At 71.2% G+C, this 15,452-nt stretch carries 14 protein-coding genes; 12 read left to right on the top strand and 2 right to left on the bottom strand.

The features are described from left to right. Positions 1-184 precede the first annotated feature (184 nt). Complete coding sequence (locus tag QR77_RS29675) at positions 185-1,441, top strand: SLC13 family permease (RefSeq protein WP_040025083.1); 1,257 nt, start codon at positions 185-187, stop codon at positions 1,439-1,441. A 34-nt stretch (positions 1,442-1,475) separates the two neighbouring features. On the opposite strand, the gene QR77_RS29680 is transcribed toward QR77_RS29675, so the two are convergent. Continuing rightward, entirely contained in the window at positions 1,476-2,171 is a 696-nt protein-coding gene (locus tag QR77_RS29680; RefSeq protein ID WP_040025084.1) for a GntR family transcriptional regulator, read from the bottom strand. A gap of 146 nt (positions 2,172-2,317) precedes the next feature. On the opposite strand from QR77_RS29680, the gene QR77_RS29685 reads away from it, so the two are divergent. The 11 genes from QR77_RS29685 to QR77_RS29730 all read left to right on the top strand — a co-directional run bounded on the left by QR77_RS29685 (position 2,318) and on the right by QR77_RS29730 (position 15,190). Continuing rightward, entirely contained in the window at positions 2,318-3,619 is a 1,302-nt protein-coding gene (locus QR77_RS29685; RefSeq protein ID WP_078877308.1) for a 4-oxalomesaconate tautomerase, read from the top strand. Continuing rightward, complete coding sequence (locus QR77_RS29690) at positions 3,616-4,641, top strand: amidohydrolase family protein (RefSeq protein WP_040025085.1); 1,026 nt, start codon at positions 3,616-3,618, stop codon at positions 4,639-4,641. The genes QR77_RS29685 and QR77_RS29690 overlap by 4 nt, the downstream gene beginning before the upstream one ends. Positions 4,642-4,661: 20 nt before the next feature. After that, positions 4,662-5,366, top strand: coding sequence for a 4-carboxy-4-hydroxy-2-oxoadipate aldolase/oxaloacetate decarboxylase (gene ligK / locus QR77_RS29695; RefSeq protein ID WP_040025086.1), 705 nt, complete (start codon positions 4,662-4,664; stop codon positions 5,364-5,366). Further along, a complete protein-coding gene (locus QR77_RS29700; protein ID WP_078877310.1) occupies positions 5,366-6,349 on the top strand; it encodes an amidohydrolase family protein in 984 nt (327 codons plus the stop codon). The genes ligK and QR77_RS29700 overlap by 1 nt, the downstream gene beginning before the upstream one ends. 36 nt (positions 6,350-6,385) lie before the next feature. Then, positions 6,386-7,741, top strand: coding sequence for an MFS transporter (locus QR77_RS29705; RefSeq protein ID WP_040025087.1), 1,356 nt, complete (start codon positions 6,386-6,388; stop codon positions 7,739-7,741). A 320-nt stretch (positions 7,742-8,061) separates the two neighbouring features. Beyond that, the gene (locus tag QR77_RS29710) at positions 8,062-9,483 is read left to right on the top strand and encodes a chitinase (protein ID WP_236710856.1); all 1,422 of its coding nucleotides are present in this window, start codon (positions 8,062-8,064) and stop codon (positions 9,481-9,483) included. A gap of 220 nt (positions 9,484-9,703) precedes the next feature. After that, a complete protein-coding gene (locus QR77_RS29715) occupies positions 9,704-10,171 on the top strand; it encodes a universal stress protein (protein ID WP_040025088.1) in 468 nt (155 codons plus the stop codon). 70 nt (positions 10,172-10,241) lie between these two features. After that, on the top strand, positions 10,242-10,865 hold the full coding sequence (locus QR77_RS29720; protein ID WP_063798097.1) for a GNAT family protein: 624 nt from the start codon (positions 10,242-10,244) through the stop codon (positions 10,863-10,865). A 103-nt stretch (positions 10,866-10,968) separates the two neighbouring features. After that, positions 10,969-11,646 (top strand): efflux RND transporter permease subunit, encoded by a 678-nt coding sequence (locus tag QR77_RS29725; RefSeq protein WP_052489150.1) that lies wholly within the window; start codon positions 10,969-10,971, stop codon positions 11,644-11,646. 270 nt (positions 11,647-11,916) lie between these two features. Then, the gene (locus QR77_RS47570; RefSeq protein WP_173476368.1) at positions 11,917-12,090 is read left to right on the top strand and encodes a hypothetical protein; all 174 of its coding nucleotides are present in this window, start codon (positions 11,917-11,919) and stop codon (positions 12,088-12,090) included. 58 nt (positions 12,091-12,148) lie between these two features. Continuing rightward, positions 12,149-15,190, top strand: coding sequence for an AAA family ATPase (locus tag QR77_RS29730; protein WP_347359803.1), 3,042 nt, complete (start codon positions 12,149-12,151; stop codon positions 15,188-15,190). A 3-nt stretch (positions 15,191-15,193) separates the two neighbouring features. On the opposite strand, the gene QR77_RS29735 is transcribed toward QR77_RS29730, so the two are convergent. Further along, entirely contained in the window at positions 15,194-15,436 is a 243-nt protein-coding gene (locus QR77_RS29735) for a DUF6191 domain-containing protein (protein ID WP_040025090.1), read from the bottom strand. Positions 15,437-15,452 lie beyond the last annotated feature (16 nt).

The following is a 15,452-nucleotide window of genomic DNA, read 5'->3' on the forward strand; positions in this document are numbered from 1 at the left end:
TACGTATGACATGGGGGCGGCGCGCTTCGAGGTGCGCCGCTCTCGGGCGTTCCGCCGGGCCGTTCGCGGCCGTCCCCGGCCGTTCCCGCCGGGCCCGTTCCCGCCGGGCCCGTTCCTCACTGGGCCGTTCCCCCTTGGGCCGTTCCCCTGGCCGTCCCCCACCGACCGTCCCCGGAGCGCGCTCGTGAACACCGTCCTCGCCGAGACCGTCTCCGTCGCTCTGCTGCTCGCCGTACTGGCCTTCGCCGTCGTACGCCCGCGTGGCTGGCCCGAGGCGGTGGCCGCCGTACCCGCCGCGCTGTTCGTGGTCGCGCTCGGCGTGGTCTCACCGGGCGAGGCCTGGGACCAGACGCGAGAGCTGCTGCCGGTGGTCGGGTTCCTCGCCGCCGTGCTGGTCCTCTCGCAGCGCTGCGACGAGGAGGGGCTGTTCGCCGCCGCCGGCGACCTGGTCGCGCGGGTCTGCGGCGGCCGGCCGCAGTGGCTGCTGGGCGGGGTGTTCGGGGTGGCGGCTGTGACCACCGCCGTACTGAGCCTGGACGCCACCGTCGTCCTGCTGACGCCGGTGGTCTTCGCGACGGCGGCCCGTGTCGGCGCCCGGCCCCGGCCGCTCGTCTACGCCTGCACGCACCTCGCGAACTCCGCGTCCCTTCTGCTTCCGGTCTCCAACCTCACCAATCTGCTGGCATTCACCGCCAGCGATCTGTCCTTCACCCGCTTCGCGGCGCTCATGGCGCTGCCGTGGCTGGCCGCCATCGCCGTCGAGTACGTGATCTTCCGCCGCTGGTTCGCCTCCGACCTGGCCGCCGGCGCGCACCCGCCGAGGGCGCGCGAGCCGCGTGACGTACCGGTGTTCACCCTCGTCGTGCTGGGGCTGACGCTCGCCGGATTCGTCGTCACGTCGTTCGCCGGGATCGAGCCGGTGTGGGCGGCGCTCGGCGGCGCTGTCGTCCTCGCCGCCCGCGCGCTGCGGCGCAGGACGACCACCGTGCGGGGCGTGATCGGCTCGGCCTCACCGCTCTTCTGCCTGTTCGTGCTCGCGCTCGGCGTCGTCGTCAAGGCTGTGGTCGACAACGGCCTGGACACCGGGATCGGATGGCTGCTGCCGGGCGGCTCCTCGCTGCCCTCGCTGCTCGCCGTGGCCGCGATCGCCGCCGTGCTGGCCAACGTGATCAACAACCTCCCGGCGATCCTGGCGCTGTTGCCGGTCGTCGGCCCCGCGGGGCCGGGCCCGGTGCTCGCCGCGCTGATCGGCGTCAACCTCGGGCCGAACCTGACGTACGTCGGGTCGCTCGCGACGCTGCTGTGGCGGCGCATCCTGCACGAGCACGACAGCGCGCCGAAGTTGGGCCACTTCACCAGGCTCGGGCTGCTGACCGTACCGGCGACCCTGCTGGTCGCGACCGTGGCGCTGTGGGCGGCGCTGCGGACGATCGGGGCCTGACGGCCTGTCGGTTCTCCGATCGAGGCGCCCGGCGTCAGGCGGGGGCCTGGAGCCGGCTCGCCTCGTGCAGCTCAGCCCCGCCGGGGGTGGCCCGCAACTCCTCGATGACACTGTCGAGATGGGTCCGTGCGGCGGCTTCGGCGGCCGGGCCGTCGCCCGCGACGACCGCCTCGATGATGGCGAGGTGCTGGGGCATCGACTTGCCGGGGCGGCCGGGGCGCAGCGCCAGCCGGAACTGGTGACGGACCATCTGGCCCTTGAGCCGGTCCAGCAGCCCGCCGGCCACCTTCTGACCGCTGATCTCGGCGATGCGCGCGTGCAGTTGGCGGTTGAGGGCGGAGTACGTGTTGAGATCGCCGCCGCTGACGGCGGCCCGCATGGCGGCACCGATCTCCAGCAGGCTCTCGCGCTGCTCGGCGGACGCGTGCTGAGCGGCCCGGCGCGCGCACAGGCCCTCCAGGGCGGCCCGGCACTCGGTGATCTGGATGGCCTCCTCGACGGAGACGATCCGCACCCGCGCGCCCCGGCGCGGTACGAGTTCCACCAGGCCTTCCGCCGCGAGATCCTGCAACGCCTCCCGGACGCTGTTGCGGGTCGCGTGGAGGGTCTCGGAGAGTTCCTGCTCCACCAGGCGCTGGCCCGGCACCAGATCTCCCGCCGAGAGCGCCTGGCGGATCGCCGTACTCACCAAGCGGCGTCCCTCCTGGCCGGTCACCCGGTTGTCGGCCACGCGTCTCCCCCTCGGTTCTTCGCTCGGTCCCGCTCACGTCCGTCGTAGTCTATCCACTTCCCGGCCATGGTGACTCTTTCGTCGAGCTTATTGTCAACAATCTCGTTGGTGGTTATGTTGACGACAACACCAGTGAGGGGAGAGCGATGACGCAGCCCACGACAGTCCGCCCGGCGGATGTCTCCGATCCGCCACCGGCGGGAGGGCAGACAGCGGTCCCCTGCTGGTTCTTCCGCGGCGGCACCTCGCGCGGCCCGTTCTTCCGGGCCGGGGACCTGCCGGCCGGGACCGCCGGCCGGGACGCCGTACTGCTGGCCGTGATGGGCTCGCCCGATCCGCGCCAGATCGACGGGCTCGGCGGCGCGCACCCGCTGACCAGCAAGGCCGGGATCGTGGACCGGAGCGACCGGGACGACATCGATCTCGAGTTCCTGTTCTGCCAGCTCCAGCCCGACAGCGACACCGTGGACACCACGCCGAACTGCGGCAACATGCTTGCGGCCGTCGTCCCGTTCGCCGTCGAGTCGGGCCTGCTGGTCCCCGGCGGTGACACCACCACGGCGCGCGTCCTGACGCTGAACACCGGGCTGACCGCCGAGATCACCGTGCGTACCCCGCTCGGCCAGGACGGCCGCCGCTACGTCGCGTACGGGGGCGACACCCGTATCGACGGCGTCCCCGGCACCGCAGGCCCCGTCGTGATCAACTTCCTCGACACGGCCGGATCCGTCTGCGCGTCCCTGCTGCCCACCGGACGCGTACGGGACCGCGTCGAGGTCGCGGGCGTCGGCCCGGTCGACGTCACCTGCATCGACAACGGCCAGCCCCTGGTGATCGTGGAGGCCGCCGCCCTGGGGCGCACCGGTTACGAGTCCGCCGCCGACCTCAACGCCGACGACGAGCTCAAGGCCCGGGTCGAGGACCTGCGACTGACCTGCGGGGAGCTGATGGGCCTCGGGGACGTGACCGCGAAGAACTACCCGAAGATGACGCTCGTCGCGCCTCCCGCCCACGGCGGCACGATCACCACGCGCAGCTTCATACCGCGCGTCTGCCACGAGTCGATCGGCGTGCTGGCCGCCGTCACCGCCGCCACGGCGTGCGTGCTGGAGGGGACAGTCGCCCACCAGGTGGTGGCGGTGGTGGCGGCGGACGGCGACGGCGCGGGCGGCGAGGGCAGCGGCTCCGGCGCCGGGACCACCGCTTCCGGCGCCCGTCCCACCGAGATCACCGTCTCCGTCGAGCACCCCTCCGGCGAGTTCAGCGTCCAGCTCGGCCTCGACCCGGCCGATCCCGGGCGCGTCACGAAGTCGGCGCTGCTGCGCACCGCACGCCTGATCATGGCCGGCGCCGCCATGGTCCCGAACCGCCTCCCGCGCTCCGCCCCGCGTACGGACACCGCGCCCGCCGCCGGCGCCCCCGCGACATCCGAGAAGGAACAGCGATGATCATCGACTGTCACGGCCACTTCACCACCGCCCCGCCCGCGCTCGGCGCGTGGCGCGAGCGGCAGATCGCCGGGCTCACCGACCCCTCGGCGGCCCCCGACCCCGCCGGCCCCCGCATCAGCGACGACGAGCTGCGGGAGAGCATCGAGGGGAACCAGCTCCGCCTGATGGACGAGCGCGGCATCGACATGACGATCTTCTCGCCCCGCGCCTCCTTCATGGCCCACCACATAGGCGACTTCGCGACCTCCTCCCGCTGGGCGGCGATCTGCAACGAGCTCTGCCACCGGGTCGCCGCGCTCTACCCGGAGCGCTTCGTGCCCGCGGCGATGCTGCCGCAGTCGCCGGGCGTGGACCCGGCCACCTGCGTGCCGGAGCTGGTGCGGTGCGTGGAGGAGTACGGGGCCGTCGCCGTGAACCTGAACCCCGACCCGTCGGGCGGGCACTGGACGGCGCCGCCGCTCACCGACCGCTCCTGGTACCCGCTGTACGAGAAGCTCGTCGAGTACGACATCCCTGCGATGGCGCACGTCAGCACCAGCGTCAACCCCGCCTTCCACACCACGGGCGCGCACTACCTGAACGCCGACACCACGGTGTTCATGCAGCTCATCCAGGGCGACCTGTTCGCCGACTTCCCGACGCTGCGGCTGGTCGTCCCGCACGGCGGCGGCGCCGTCCCGTACCACTGGGGGCGGTTCAGGGGGCTCGCGATGGCGCTGAAGAAGCCGCCGCTGGAGGAGCACGTACTCGGCAATGTCTTCTTCGACACCTGCGTCTACCACCAGCCGGGCATCGACCTCCTCCTCGACGTCGTGCCCCGCCGCAACATCCTCTTCGCCTCGGAGATGATCGGCGCCGTCCGTGACATCGACCCGTGCTCGGGCCACCACTTCGACGACACGCGCCGCTACGTCGAGGCCGCCGGGCTGACCTCCGCCGAGGTCGCCGACATCCAGGAACACAACGTCCGCGCCGTCTACCCGCGTCTCGACACCCTGCTGAAGCAGCAGGGGCGTTGACGCAGAGGGAGCACAGAACCATGTACGAACTGGGAGTCGTCCACCAGGACATTTCCCGCGCGTCCGGAGCCGACGTCACGGCGCTGGCCCCGCTGGGCGTCAGTACGGTCCACGAGGCGATGGGGCGCACCGGCCTGATGCGCCCCTACATCCGGCCCGTCTACCACGGTGCCGCCTGCTGCGGGACCGCCGTCACCGTGCTGCTCCAGCCCGGCGACAACTGGATGCTGCACGTGGCCGTCGAGCAGCTCCAGCCGGGCGACATCCTGGTCGCCGCCTGCACCACGGAGAACGAGGACGGTTTCTTCGGCGAGCTGCTGGCGACATCGGCGCGCGCACGCGGCGCCGCGGGACTCGTCATCGACGGCGGCTGCCGGGACATCGCGGCGCTGGAGAAGATGGACTTCCCCGTCTTCAGCCGGGCCGTGCACGCGAAGGGCACCGTGAAGGCGACCCTTGGGTCCGTGAACATCCCGGTGGTCTGCGCCGGCGCCCTCGTCCACCCCGGTGACGTCGTGGTCGCCGACGCCGACGGCGTGGCCGTCGTGCCGGCCGCCCGGGCGGCCGAGGTCGCCGAAGCGGGCCACAAGCGCGAGGCGAACGAGGAGGACAAGCGGCGCCGGTTCGCCGCGGGTGAGCTGGGCCTCGACATGTACGGGATGCGCGAGCCGCTGCGGGCCGCCGGGCTCCGGTACGTCGGCGGCCGGACGGAGGAGCGGACCTGATGAGCACGCCCTCCGCAGCCTCCGGCCCCGCCTCCCCGTCCACGCCGTCGGGCCCGTCGGGTCCCTCAGGACCGTTCAGCAAGAGCCCCGGATGGCTCGACTGGTACGCGGGCCCGTCCACGCCCGCCTTCGTCCTCCCGGCGGGGACGGTCGACACGCACTGCCACGTCTTCGGGCCCGGCGCTGAATTCCCGTACACCCCGGGGCGTAAGTACACGCCGTGCGACGCGAGCAAGGACCAGCTCTTCGCGCTCCGTGACCACCTCGGCATCAGCCGTAACGTGATCGTCCAGGCCACCTGCCACGGCGCCGACAACAGCGCCATGCTCGACGCCGTCGGCGCTTCGGGCGGCCGGGCGCGCGGCATCGCCACGGTCCGCCCGGACATCACCGACGCGGAACTCGCCGAACTGGACGCGGCCGGCGTGCGCGGGGTGCGGTTCAACTTCCTGAAGCGCCTGGTCAACGCGGCGCCGAAGGAGGATCTCGCGGCGATCGCCGAGCGGATCGCCCCGCTCGGCTGGCACATCGTCATCTACTTCGAGAGCGCGGACCTCGAAGAACTCGAAGGGTTCTTCGCTTCGCTGCCCACCCCGCTCGTGGTCGACCACCTGGGGCGCCCGGATGTGAAGCAGCCTGTCGACGGCCCTGAATTCAGCCGCTTCCTGCGTTTCGTGGACCGGAACGACGTGTGGGTGAAGGTGACCTGCCCCGAGCGGCTGACCGTCACCGGGCGGCCGGCGCTGAACGGGGAACGGGAGGCGTATTCCGACGTCGTTCCGTTCGGACGCCGGGTCGTCGAGGAATTCCCGGAAGCCGTGCTGTGGGGTACCGACTGGCCGCATCCCAATCTCACCGGTCATATGCCGGACGACGGGCTGCTGGTCGACTACGTGCCACGTGTGGCCGTAACCTCCGAATCGCGGCACAAGCTGCTCGTGGACAATCCGATGCGGCTCTACTGGCCCGGCGAAGGTGTCTGAGCCACTTCCCCACCCACTTTCGAAAAGGGCCTGCCCATGCTGAACTCCAATGCGAAGAACCGGCTCGACCGGCTGCCGATATCAAGGTTCCACAAGATAACCCTGGTGGCCGTCTCCTTCGCCTACTTCTTCGAATTCGCGGACATCAACAGCTTCGCGGTCACCGCCCCCCGGCTGATCAAGCTCTGGGGCATCACCGTGAACCAGGTGGCATACGTCACTTCGCTGTCGTTCGTCGGCATGTTCTTCGGGTCCATCGTCGCCGCCTGGATGGCGGACCGCTGGGGGCGCAAGAAGGCGCTCAACATCACCACCATTTGTTTCGGCGTCTTCTCGCTCGCTTCGGTGTTCTCGTGGGACCTGGTCTCGCTCGGTGTCTTCAGGGTGCTGACCTCGGCGGGGCTGTCGGCGATGACCGTCGTGGCCGTCATCTACGTCAGCGAGATATTCCCGTCCGCCGTGCGCGGCAAGTTCCAGGCGTACGCCATCGTCATCGGCATCTGCGGGACGCCCGTCACGAATTTCATCGCCAGCGCCGTCGTACCGATCAACGACTGGTCGTGGCGACTGGTCTACCTGTGGGGCGCCTTCGGTATCGCGTACATGTTCTTCGCGCGGCACCTGAAGGAATCCCCGCGCTGGTACGAGAACCAGGGCGACCACGCCGCCGCCGACGCCGTACTCGGCGAAATCGAGAAGCAGATCGCCGCCGAGAAGGGTCCTCTTCCGGAAGCGGCGCCGCCCGTCGAGGCACCCGTGCGCGAAAAGGCCCCGCTGCGGATCCTGCTCCAGAAGAAATACCTCTGGCCGACGCTGCTGCTCGTGGTGTTGTGGGTCACCCAGACCATCGGGTTCTTCGGCTATTCGAGCTGGGCACCGACGCTGCTCGCCAAGGAGGGATTCAGCGTCGAGAAGTCCGTCTTCTACGTGGCCCTCAGCACGGTCGGCGCGCCTCTGGGCTCCTATCTCGCCGCACTGGTGACCGACCGGTTCGAGCGCAAGTGGTGCCTGGTGGCGTTCGGCGCGATCATCGCGCTCTGCGGCCTGTTCTACGGGCTGACGTTCAATCCGGTCCTGATCGTCGTCTTCGGCTTCCTCGTCAATCTCTTCGAGCGCGGCTACACGGCGCTGGGGTACGCGTATTCGCCGGAGCTGTTCGACACCCGCAGCCGCTCGCTCGGCACCGGGGTCTCGTACGGCCTCGGGCGGCTCTCCAACGCGGCGGGCCCGCTGATCATCGCCGGTCTGTACAACGGGTCCGGCTACCGGAGTGTCTTCTTCTTCATCGCCGGCACCTGGCTGTTCGGCTCGCTGGTCCTCGCCGTCTTCGGCCCGAGGACCAAGCAGGCCCCGGTCCCGCTCGCGGCACCGAGGGAAGCGGTCGAGGCCTGAGTGCCGCCGCTGAGCGCCGGGGCGTCGCCGCACGGGGGGCGGCGCCCCGGCCTCGACGTCCGCCGGGCGGCTTGTGTCCAGGGGATTGACGGGATCCTGGTCTAGTCCTTTACTACTTCCCATACCCGCAGATTCATGTGGGGAGCTTCTGTTCTCCCATGTGAACAGCGGGTCGCGTTCGCGTTTCTCGCCTCTCGCGTCATGCCTTGCCGCCCCACCTCTCTTCCGTCACGTCGTGACGGCATGTGCCCGTGCCCCATCGCCACGTTCACCCCCACACCGCGCATTTTGATGCGCCCCTGACAGGAGTGTTTCCTGTGTTGCGATCCCTCAAGAGAGCCCTGGCCGTCGCGCCGGCTGTTCTCGCCATGGCCGCCACCGCGGTCGTCGCCACCGGTACCAGCGCCAGCGCAGCGGCCAACCCCGGACCGGGCTTCCCCGCCCAGTACGCGGCCCCCTACGTCGAGACCTGGGCGTCGCCCTCCGCGATGACCAACGTCCGTAACGCCACCGGGCTCAAGTACTTCACCCTCGCCTTCGTCATCGACGCAGGCGGCTGCAACGCCAAGTTCAACGGCGACACCGACGTCACCGACTCCGGCTGGACCTCGGCGGTCAACTCCGCGCGTGCGGCGGGCGGCGATGTCATCGTCTCCTTCGGCGGCGCCTCGGGTACGGAACTCGGCGTGTCCTGTACGTCGGTCTCCGCGCTGAAGACCCAGTACAAGAAGGTCATCGACGCGCTCAACCTGACCAGGATCGACCTCGACATCGAGGGCGGCACGCTCGACAACACCACGGCCAACAACCGCCGTAACCAGGCACTCGCGCAGCTCCAGCAGGAGTACGCGTCGGCCGGCAAGAAGCTCGACGTTCAGTACACGCTCCCGGTGGACCCGACCGGTCTGCTCCAGGACTCGCTCGACCTGCTGGGCAACGCCAAGAGCAACAACCTGAACGTCAACCTCGTCAACATCATGACGATGGACTACGGCCCGGCCCTGGACATGGGCAAGGCGGCCACCGACGCTGCGACCGCGCTCCACACCCAGCTCGGCAGGATCTGGACCACCAAGACGGACGCGCAGCTCTGGGCCATGGAGGGCAACACCCCGATGATCGGGGTGAACGACGTCACCTCCGAGGTCTTCAGCACGGGCAACGCCACCACGGTCGCGAACTTCGCCAAGTCCAAGGGAATCCAGGAACTCGCCTTCTGGGCCCTGGGACGCGACAAGTCCTGCGGCTCGAACGGCCAGTTGTCGGACACCTGCAGCGGCACCTCGCAGAGCGCCTGGCAGTTCTCCAGCATCTTCAACGGGATCACGGGCGGCGGCGGCACCACACCGCCCACGCAGGGCACCGGACAGATCACCGGCCTCGGCGGCAAGTGCGTCGACGTGAACGCGGCGAGCAGCGCCAACGGCAGCGCCGTACAGCTCTACGACTGCAACGGCTCCAACGCCCAGCAGTGGACGGTGGGTACGGACGGTACGGTCCGCGCCCTGGGCAAGTGCCTGGACGTAGCGGCGGCGGGCACGGCCAACGGCAGCAAGGTCCAGATCTACGACTGCAACGGCACCGCGGCGCAGAAGTGGGCCAAGGGCACCGGCAGCACCCTCGTCAACTCGGGCTCGGGCCGGTGCCTGGACGTGACCGACAACAGCTCGGCCAACCTGACGCGGCTCCAGATCTGGGACTGCTTCGGCGGATCGAACCAGCAGTTCCACCTGCCTGCCTGAGTACGGGTCACCTGAGCGCGCGACGCACCTGAGCGCGCGACGCACCTGAGCGCGCGACGCACCTCAGCACGTGAGCAGGTGAGGGCCGGCAGTATGTGAAGGTCGTCCGAACGTGTGTGGCCCCGAAGTGACAACAGCCTTCGGGGCCATACGCATGCCGCAGGCGCGTGGCAGGGTGAGCCACCTCGCGAGCGATGGGAGGCTGCCCCCTGTGAGGGACATGACCGTACAGAAGACCGTTCTCGTCTGGATCACCGAATCCACCTGGCCGGCCTGCGTCGAGGCGGCCCGCGAACGCGCTCCGCACGACGACGTGGTGCTGCTCCATGTGAGCGACGACGAGGTGGCGGCAGCGGCGCACCACGCCTACTCGGGTCTGCTGGGCCGGGGCCACCGGCCGGACCGCGATCCCGGCAGCCGCCTCGAAGAGCTGTCGGGCGCCGCCGCCGCCGACATCCTGGAGGCGGCGGCCCACCGGCTCGGCCGCCCCTGCGAGCTCCTCGACCACCACGGGAACGTGGAACACGAGGTGGTGAGCGCGGCTGCCGACGCCGACGCAGACCTGCTGATCTGCGCCAGGGACGGCGACAGGACCCGCCCGGGACCGCACAGCCTGGGCCGGGCCGGCCGGTTCGTGGTGGATCACGCGCCCTGCCCGGTGCTGCTGGTGTGGCCCGGGGACGAGTGAGGCGCCGTCGCCACCGGCGGCGTCCGTGCGAAGATCCCCGCAAGTACCGTCGGCACTGGGGAGGCGTCCGATGTTCGCGACAGCGCTGGGGGACGGCGGGGAGCTGCGGCCACTGGAGCCCTGGCGGGCCGAGGAGTTCCTCGCCCACATGGATCGCGCGCGGGACCTCGTCGACGAGCACATGGGCTTCGCCCAGCTCGTCACCGACGTCGAGTCGGCACGCGAGATGCTCGCCTCCAAGGCGCGCCAGCAGGCGGCGGACACCGGGCGGATCTACGGGATCTGGCTCGAATCGACCCTCGTCGGCGGCGTGCTCTTCCCCAAGTTCGACGCGGCGTCCGGCACCTGCGAGGTCGGCTGCTGGCTGGAGCCGGCCGGGACCGGGCGCGGGCTCGTCACACGGGCCGCGCGGGTGCTGATCGACTGGGCCGTGGAGCAGCGCGGCATGCACCGCGTCGAGTGGCGCGTGTCCTCGGCCAACCTGCCGAGCGTCCGGGTGGCCCAGCGCCTCGGCATGAAGCGGGACGGAGTGCTGCGCGAGAGCCATCCGTACCGCGGTGTACGGCAGGACATCGAGGTCTGGTCCGTCCTGGCCCCCGAGTGGCGCCGGCAGACACCCGCCACCTGCGGGCACATTCAGGGCGCCGGACACGACCACGCGCGCCCCGAGGGCATTCCCCGCAGAGGCGCGTGAATGCGGATCATCCGCACGGTTCGCCGGGGCCCATCACAACGGTTGGCTATCGTTCTCGAACATTCTCAGCAACCTCTCAGACTCGGCACCTAGCGTGCGGCGTATGAACCCCACGCCCAACACAGAGACCCCCGAGCCGAAGACGCCCGAGGCCCCCGCGCCCGAGGCGGCGCAGGACGGGACCGCAGAGGACCGCACGCCCGCCACCACCACCGTGGAGGACGGTCCCGCAGGGGCTGAGGTCAAGGCCGATCAGGCCGGCACGACGGACCTGGAGAAGACCGGCACGACCGACGTCGAGGCCGAGGACGGCGTCACCGAGGTGCTCGGTGACGACGAGGACGACGACCTGGAGCCGTACGAACGCCGCTCCTCCGGCCTCGCCGCGGCTTCCGCCGCCGTGGTCGCCGTCGCGCTCGGTATCGTCGCGCTCACCGGATCCTGGACCGGCACCATCGGCGCCGCCCGCGAGCAGCTCGTGGGCCAGATCACCACGCCGCAGGGCGCCACGATCGCCAAGCAGATCACCGAGGGCTACAGCGACGGCTGGCACGTCACAGCCGCCATCAACGGCTTCATCGCGCTCCTGGCGCTGATCATCGCCGTGGTGGCGCTCCTGCTGCCGCAGCGCGCGAGCTGGGTACGCCCCTTCGCGGTCGCCGCCGTCGTGCTCGGCGCCATCGGCGTCATCGTCTCGCTCGGCATGTACTTCGACCTCTTCGCCTCCATCCCGTCCGCCCCGACGCCCGCGGCTCCGCCGGCCGCCCCGCCCGCCGGCTAGCCGTCGGCAGCGTCGACGCGTCGCCGCGTCCGGACGTTCGAACCGGGCCCCTGAGGGCCCTTACCCGGTCAATCCCCGGCCTGAGGCACCGCACCTGGGTGCCTTAGGCCGTACGTATGTCAGGACCCGTTCCTTCTAAGGACCGCGCGGCCCTCCTAAGGAGCGCGCGGACGTCGGAAGATGCGGCACTCTCCCGATGTGGCGCCACCCCCTGGGAGACGAAGGTTGAGGCATCGCAAGAAGCCACCACCTTCACTCCAGGGGGAGACCATGTTCGAGTTCGAGAGCCAGCAGGCCCGCACCGCCGAGCTGCTGCGCCAGGCCGACCACCAGCGCCTCGTACGCGAGGCCCAGCAGGCCCGCAAGCAGGAGCGGCGAGCGGCCAAGGACGCCGCGGAAGGGCCGGTGAAATCGCCGCGCGACCACTTCGGCCGCGCCGCGTAACGACGCTCTCCGGAATCTCAAGTGCCCACTGTCGGACGGGTGTGCGATGCTCAATCCAATGGAGACCAGGTCGCTCAGCCCCGTGTTCGTCGGCCGGACCGACGAGCTCGCGGAGCTCACCGGAGCGCTCGCCCGTGCCACGGCCGGCGATCCTCAGGCCCTGCTCATCGGCGGTGAGGCCGGGGTCGGCAAGACCCGGCTCGTCGAGGAACTGCTCGACACCGCCTGCACCCAGGAAGCGGTCATCGCCATCGGCGGCTGCGTCGAGATCGGCGCCGAGGGCCTGCCGTTCGCCCCCTTCTCCACCGCCCTCCGCTCGCTGCGCCGCAGGCTGCCCGACGAGCTGATGGCGGCGGCGGAGGGCCAGGAGGACGAGCTGGCCCTGATCCTGCCGGAGTTGGGCCAGTCGCCCGGCGGACCGCTGGGGGAGCACGGCACAGCGCGGCTCTTCGAGCTGACGGCCCGGCTGCTGGAGCGCCTGGCGGCCGGCCGTACGGTGGTGCTCGTCCTGGAGGACCTGCACTGGGCCGACGCCTCGACCCGCCATCTGCTCGCCTACCTCTTCCGCGCGCTGCGGCGCGGCAGGCTCGTCGTGATCGCCACCTACCGCGCCGACGACATCCACCGCCGCCACCCGCTGCGCCCGCTCCTCGCCGAGCTGGACCGGCTGCGATCCGTACAGCACATCGAACTCTCCCGCTTCAGCCGCAGCGAGGTACGGAGCCAGCTCACCGGCATCCTGGCCGCCGAGCCCGAACCCGCCCTGCTGGACGAGATCTTCGAACGCTCCGACGGCAACGCCTTCTTCGTCGAGGAACTGGCCTGCTCCATCGAGGCCGGCTGCCGCGCCGGTCTCAGCGACTCGCTGCGCGATCTGCTGCTCGTACGGGTCGAGGCCCTGCCGGAGGACTCCCAGCAGGTCGTGCGGACCGTCGCCGAGGGCGGGACGACCATCGAGTACGCGCTGCTGATGGCCGCGGTGCGGCTCTCCGAGGACGATCTGATCGCCGCGCTGCGCGCCGCCGTCAGCGCCAACATCCTCGTCCCCACGGCCGACGGGGACGGCTACCGCTTCCGCCACTCCCTGGTCCGCGAGGCCGTCAGTGACGACCTGCTCGCCGGCGAGCGGTCCCGGCTCAACCGCCGCCTCGCCGAGGTGCTGGAGGCCGACCCCAGCCTGGTACGGGCCGACGAACGCACCACACGCCTCGCCAGCTACTGGTACAACGCCCACGACGTCACGAAGGCACTGCCCGTCATCCTGCGCGCCTCCGTCGAGGCGCGCAGACGCTCGGCGCACTCCGAGCAGTTGCGGCTGCTCGAACGGGCACTGGAGCTGTGGGACGACGCACCCGAGGACGTGCACGGCCGGCTGCGGCCCCCGGACGGCACCGAGGTCTACCCGCCCTCCGGCGGCGGCCGGGACGAGGCACCCCTGAGCTACCTGGACCTGATGGCCGAGGCGACCGTGGCGGCCCGCTACGGCGGGGCACGCGAACGCGCCCTGGCCATCTCCAAGAAGGCGATCCGCGCCCTGGAGGGCCGGGACGACCCGCTGCGCGCCGCCTGGTTCTGGACGCAGCGCTCCAGCCTGATGCAGGACCTCGCCCGCGGCGACGGCTGGGCGGAACTGGCCACGGCGCAGGAGCTGGTACGCGGCCTGCCGCCGTCCGCCGTCCACGCCGACGTCCTGGTCAACGTCGCGAGCTGGGGCGCCCTGCACCAGCCGGGACCCGACACCCTGCTCGCCGCCGACCGGGCCGTGCAGTACGCCAGGCTGGTCGGCGCCGAGCGCATCGAGCTGCACGGCCGCCTCGTCCGCGGCTGGCTCACCGCCGACTCGGGAGCTGTCGAGGAGGGCCTCGCCGAGATACGCGAGGTGCGCGACCTCGCCGAGGCGCTCGGGGCCGTCGACGTGATCGGACGCGCCAGTATCAACCTGCCGTCCACGCTGGAGAGCATGGGCCGCTCCGAGGAGGCCGTGGCGGCGGCCGAGCACGGCATCAAGGTCTGCCATCACCGCGGCCTCGCGGACAAGGAGGCATGGACGCGCGCCAACCAGGCGCAGTCGCTCTTCTCGCTCGGCCGCTGGCCCGAGGCGGACCGCGTGCTCGACGGGGCGGCGGGCGTCGCCCACTCCCGCAAGTCGCGCGGACTGCTCGCCGTACGGCGTGCCGAACTGGCTCTGGCGCGCGGCGACCTCGACGCGTCAGGGAGCCAGTTGGCGCAGGCCAGAGGCTTCTTCGGCACCCATGACGAGCAGCCGCAGCACGAGATCACCATGGCGCGGCTGACGATGGAGATCGCCGCGCGGCAGGGAAGGCTCGCCGACGCGCGCGCCGAGTTCGTACGGATCGTCGCCGACGGCTTCCCCGTGGGTACCCAGCGTGACGCGCTGCCGCTGCTGTGCGTCGCCGCGGCGATGGAGGCGGACGCGCTCGGCCTGCCGGGCGCCGGGGCCGGCCGGGACGCGGTCCTCGCGACCGTACGCGCGCAGGCGAAGCCGCTGCCGACGCTCGTACCGGTATGGCACGCCTACGGCCTGCTCTGCGACGCCGAACTGGCCCGCGCGCACGACGAGGCGGCGCCCATGCTCTGGGCGCGGGCCGCCGCCGCCTTCGAGGCCGTGAACCGCCCGTACGAGCTGGCGCTGGTCCGCCATCGCTGGGCCTCCGCGCTGCTGGACGCCCACGCGGCCCGGTCCGACGCGACGGCGCTCCTCGTCCAGGCCCATGAGACGGCCACGGCGCTCGGCGCGCGTCCGCTCGCCGAGGACATCAGGCGGCTCGCCGTCCGCGCCCGGATCACTCTCACCACCGCCCCGGAGGGGAGCCCGGTGCCGGCCGGCGCCACGGACCCCGAGGCCGATCCGGCCACCTCGCTCGGTCTGACCCCGCGCGAGCAGGAAGTACTGCGCCTGGTCACCTTCGGCCGCAGCAACCGCCGGATCGCCGAGGAGCTGTACATCTCGCCCAAGACGGCGAGCGTGCATGTCTCCAACATCCTGGCCAAGCTCGGCGTCTCCGGACGCACCGAGGCCGCCGCCCTCGCCCACCGCCTCAGGCTCTACCCCGAGGCGACCGACGTGGCTGCGGTCTGAGGCTCAGTCCGAGGCCCGGGACGGCTCCTCGGTGGGCGCGGGCCCCTCGGCGGCGGGCGCGGCCCGCTCGGCAGGCGCGGCCCGCTCGGCCGGGACCCGTATCGTCACCTTCCCGGACGCCAGGTCTATCGGGCCGTGCCCCGGATCGTTGTCGTCGACGTCGACACGGCTCAGTTCCAGCCGCTTCTGTTCCTCGTCGGTGTGCTTACGGCCCGGTGCGAAGAGCTCCTCGATCATGTTGAACACAGACTGCTCACCCTCT

Origin of the sequence: Streptomyces sp. 150FB, assembly GCF_000818195.1 — a bacterium.
In the GTDB taxonomy this organism is placed as follows: Bacteria; Actinomycetota; Actinomycetes; order Streptomycetales; family Streptomycetaceae; genus Streptomyces.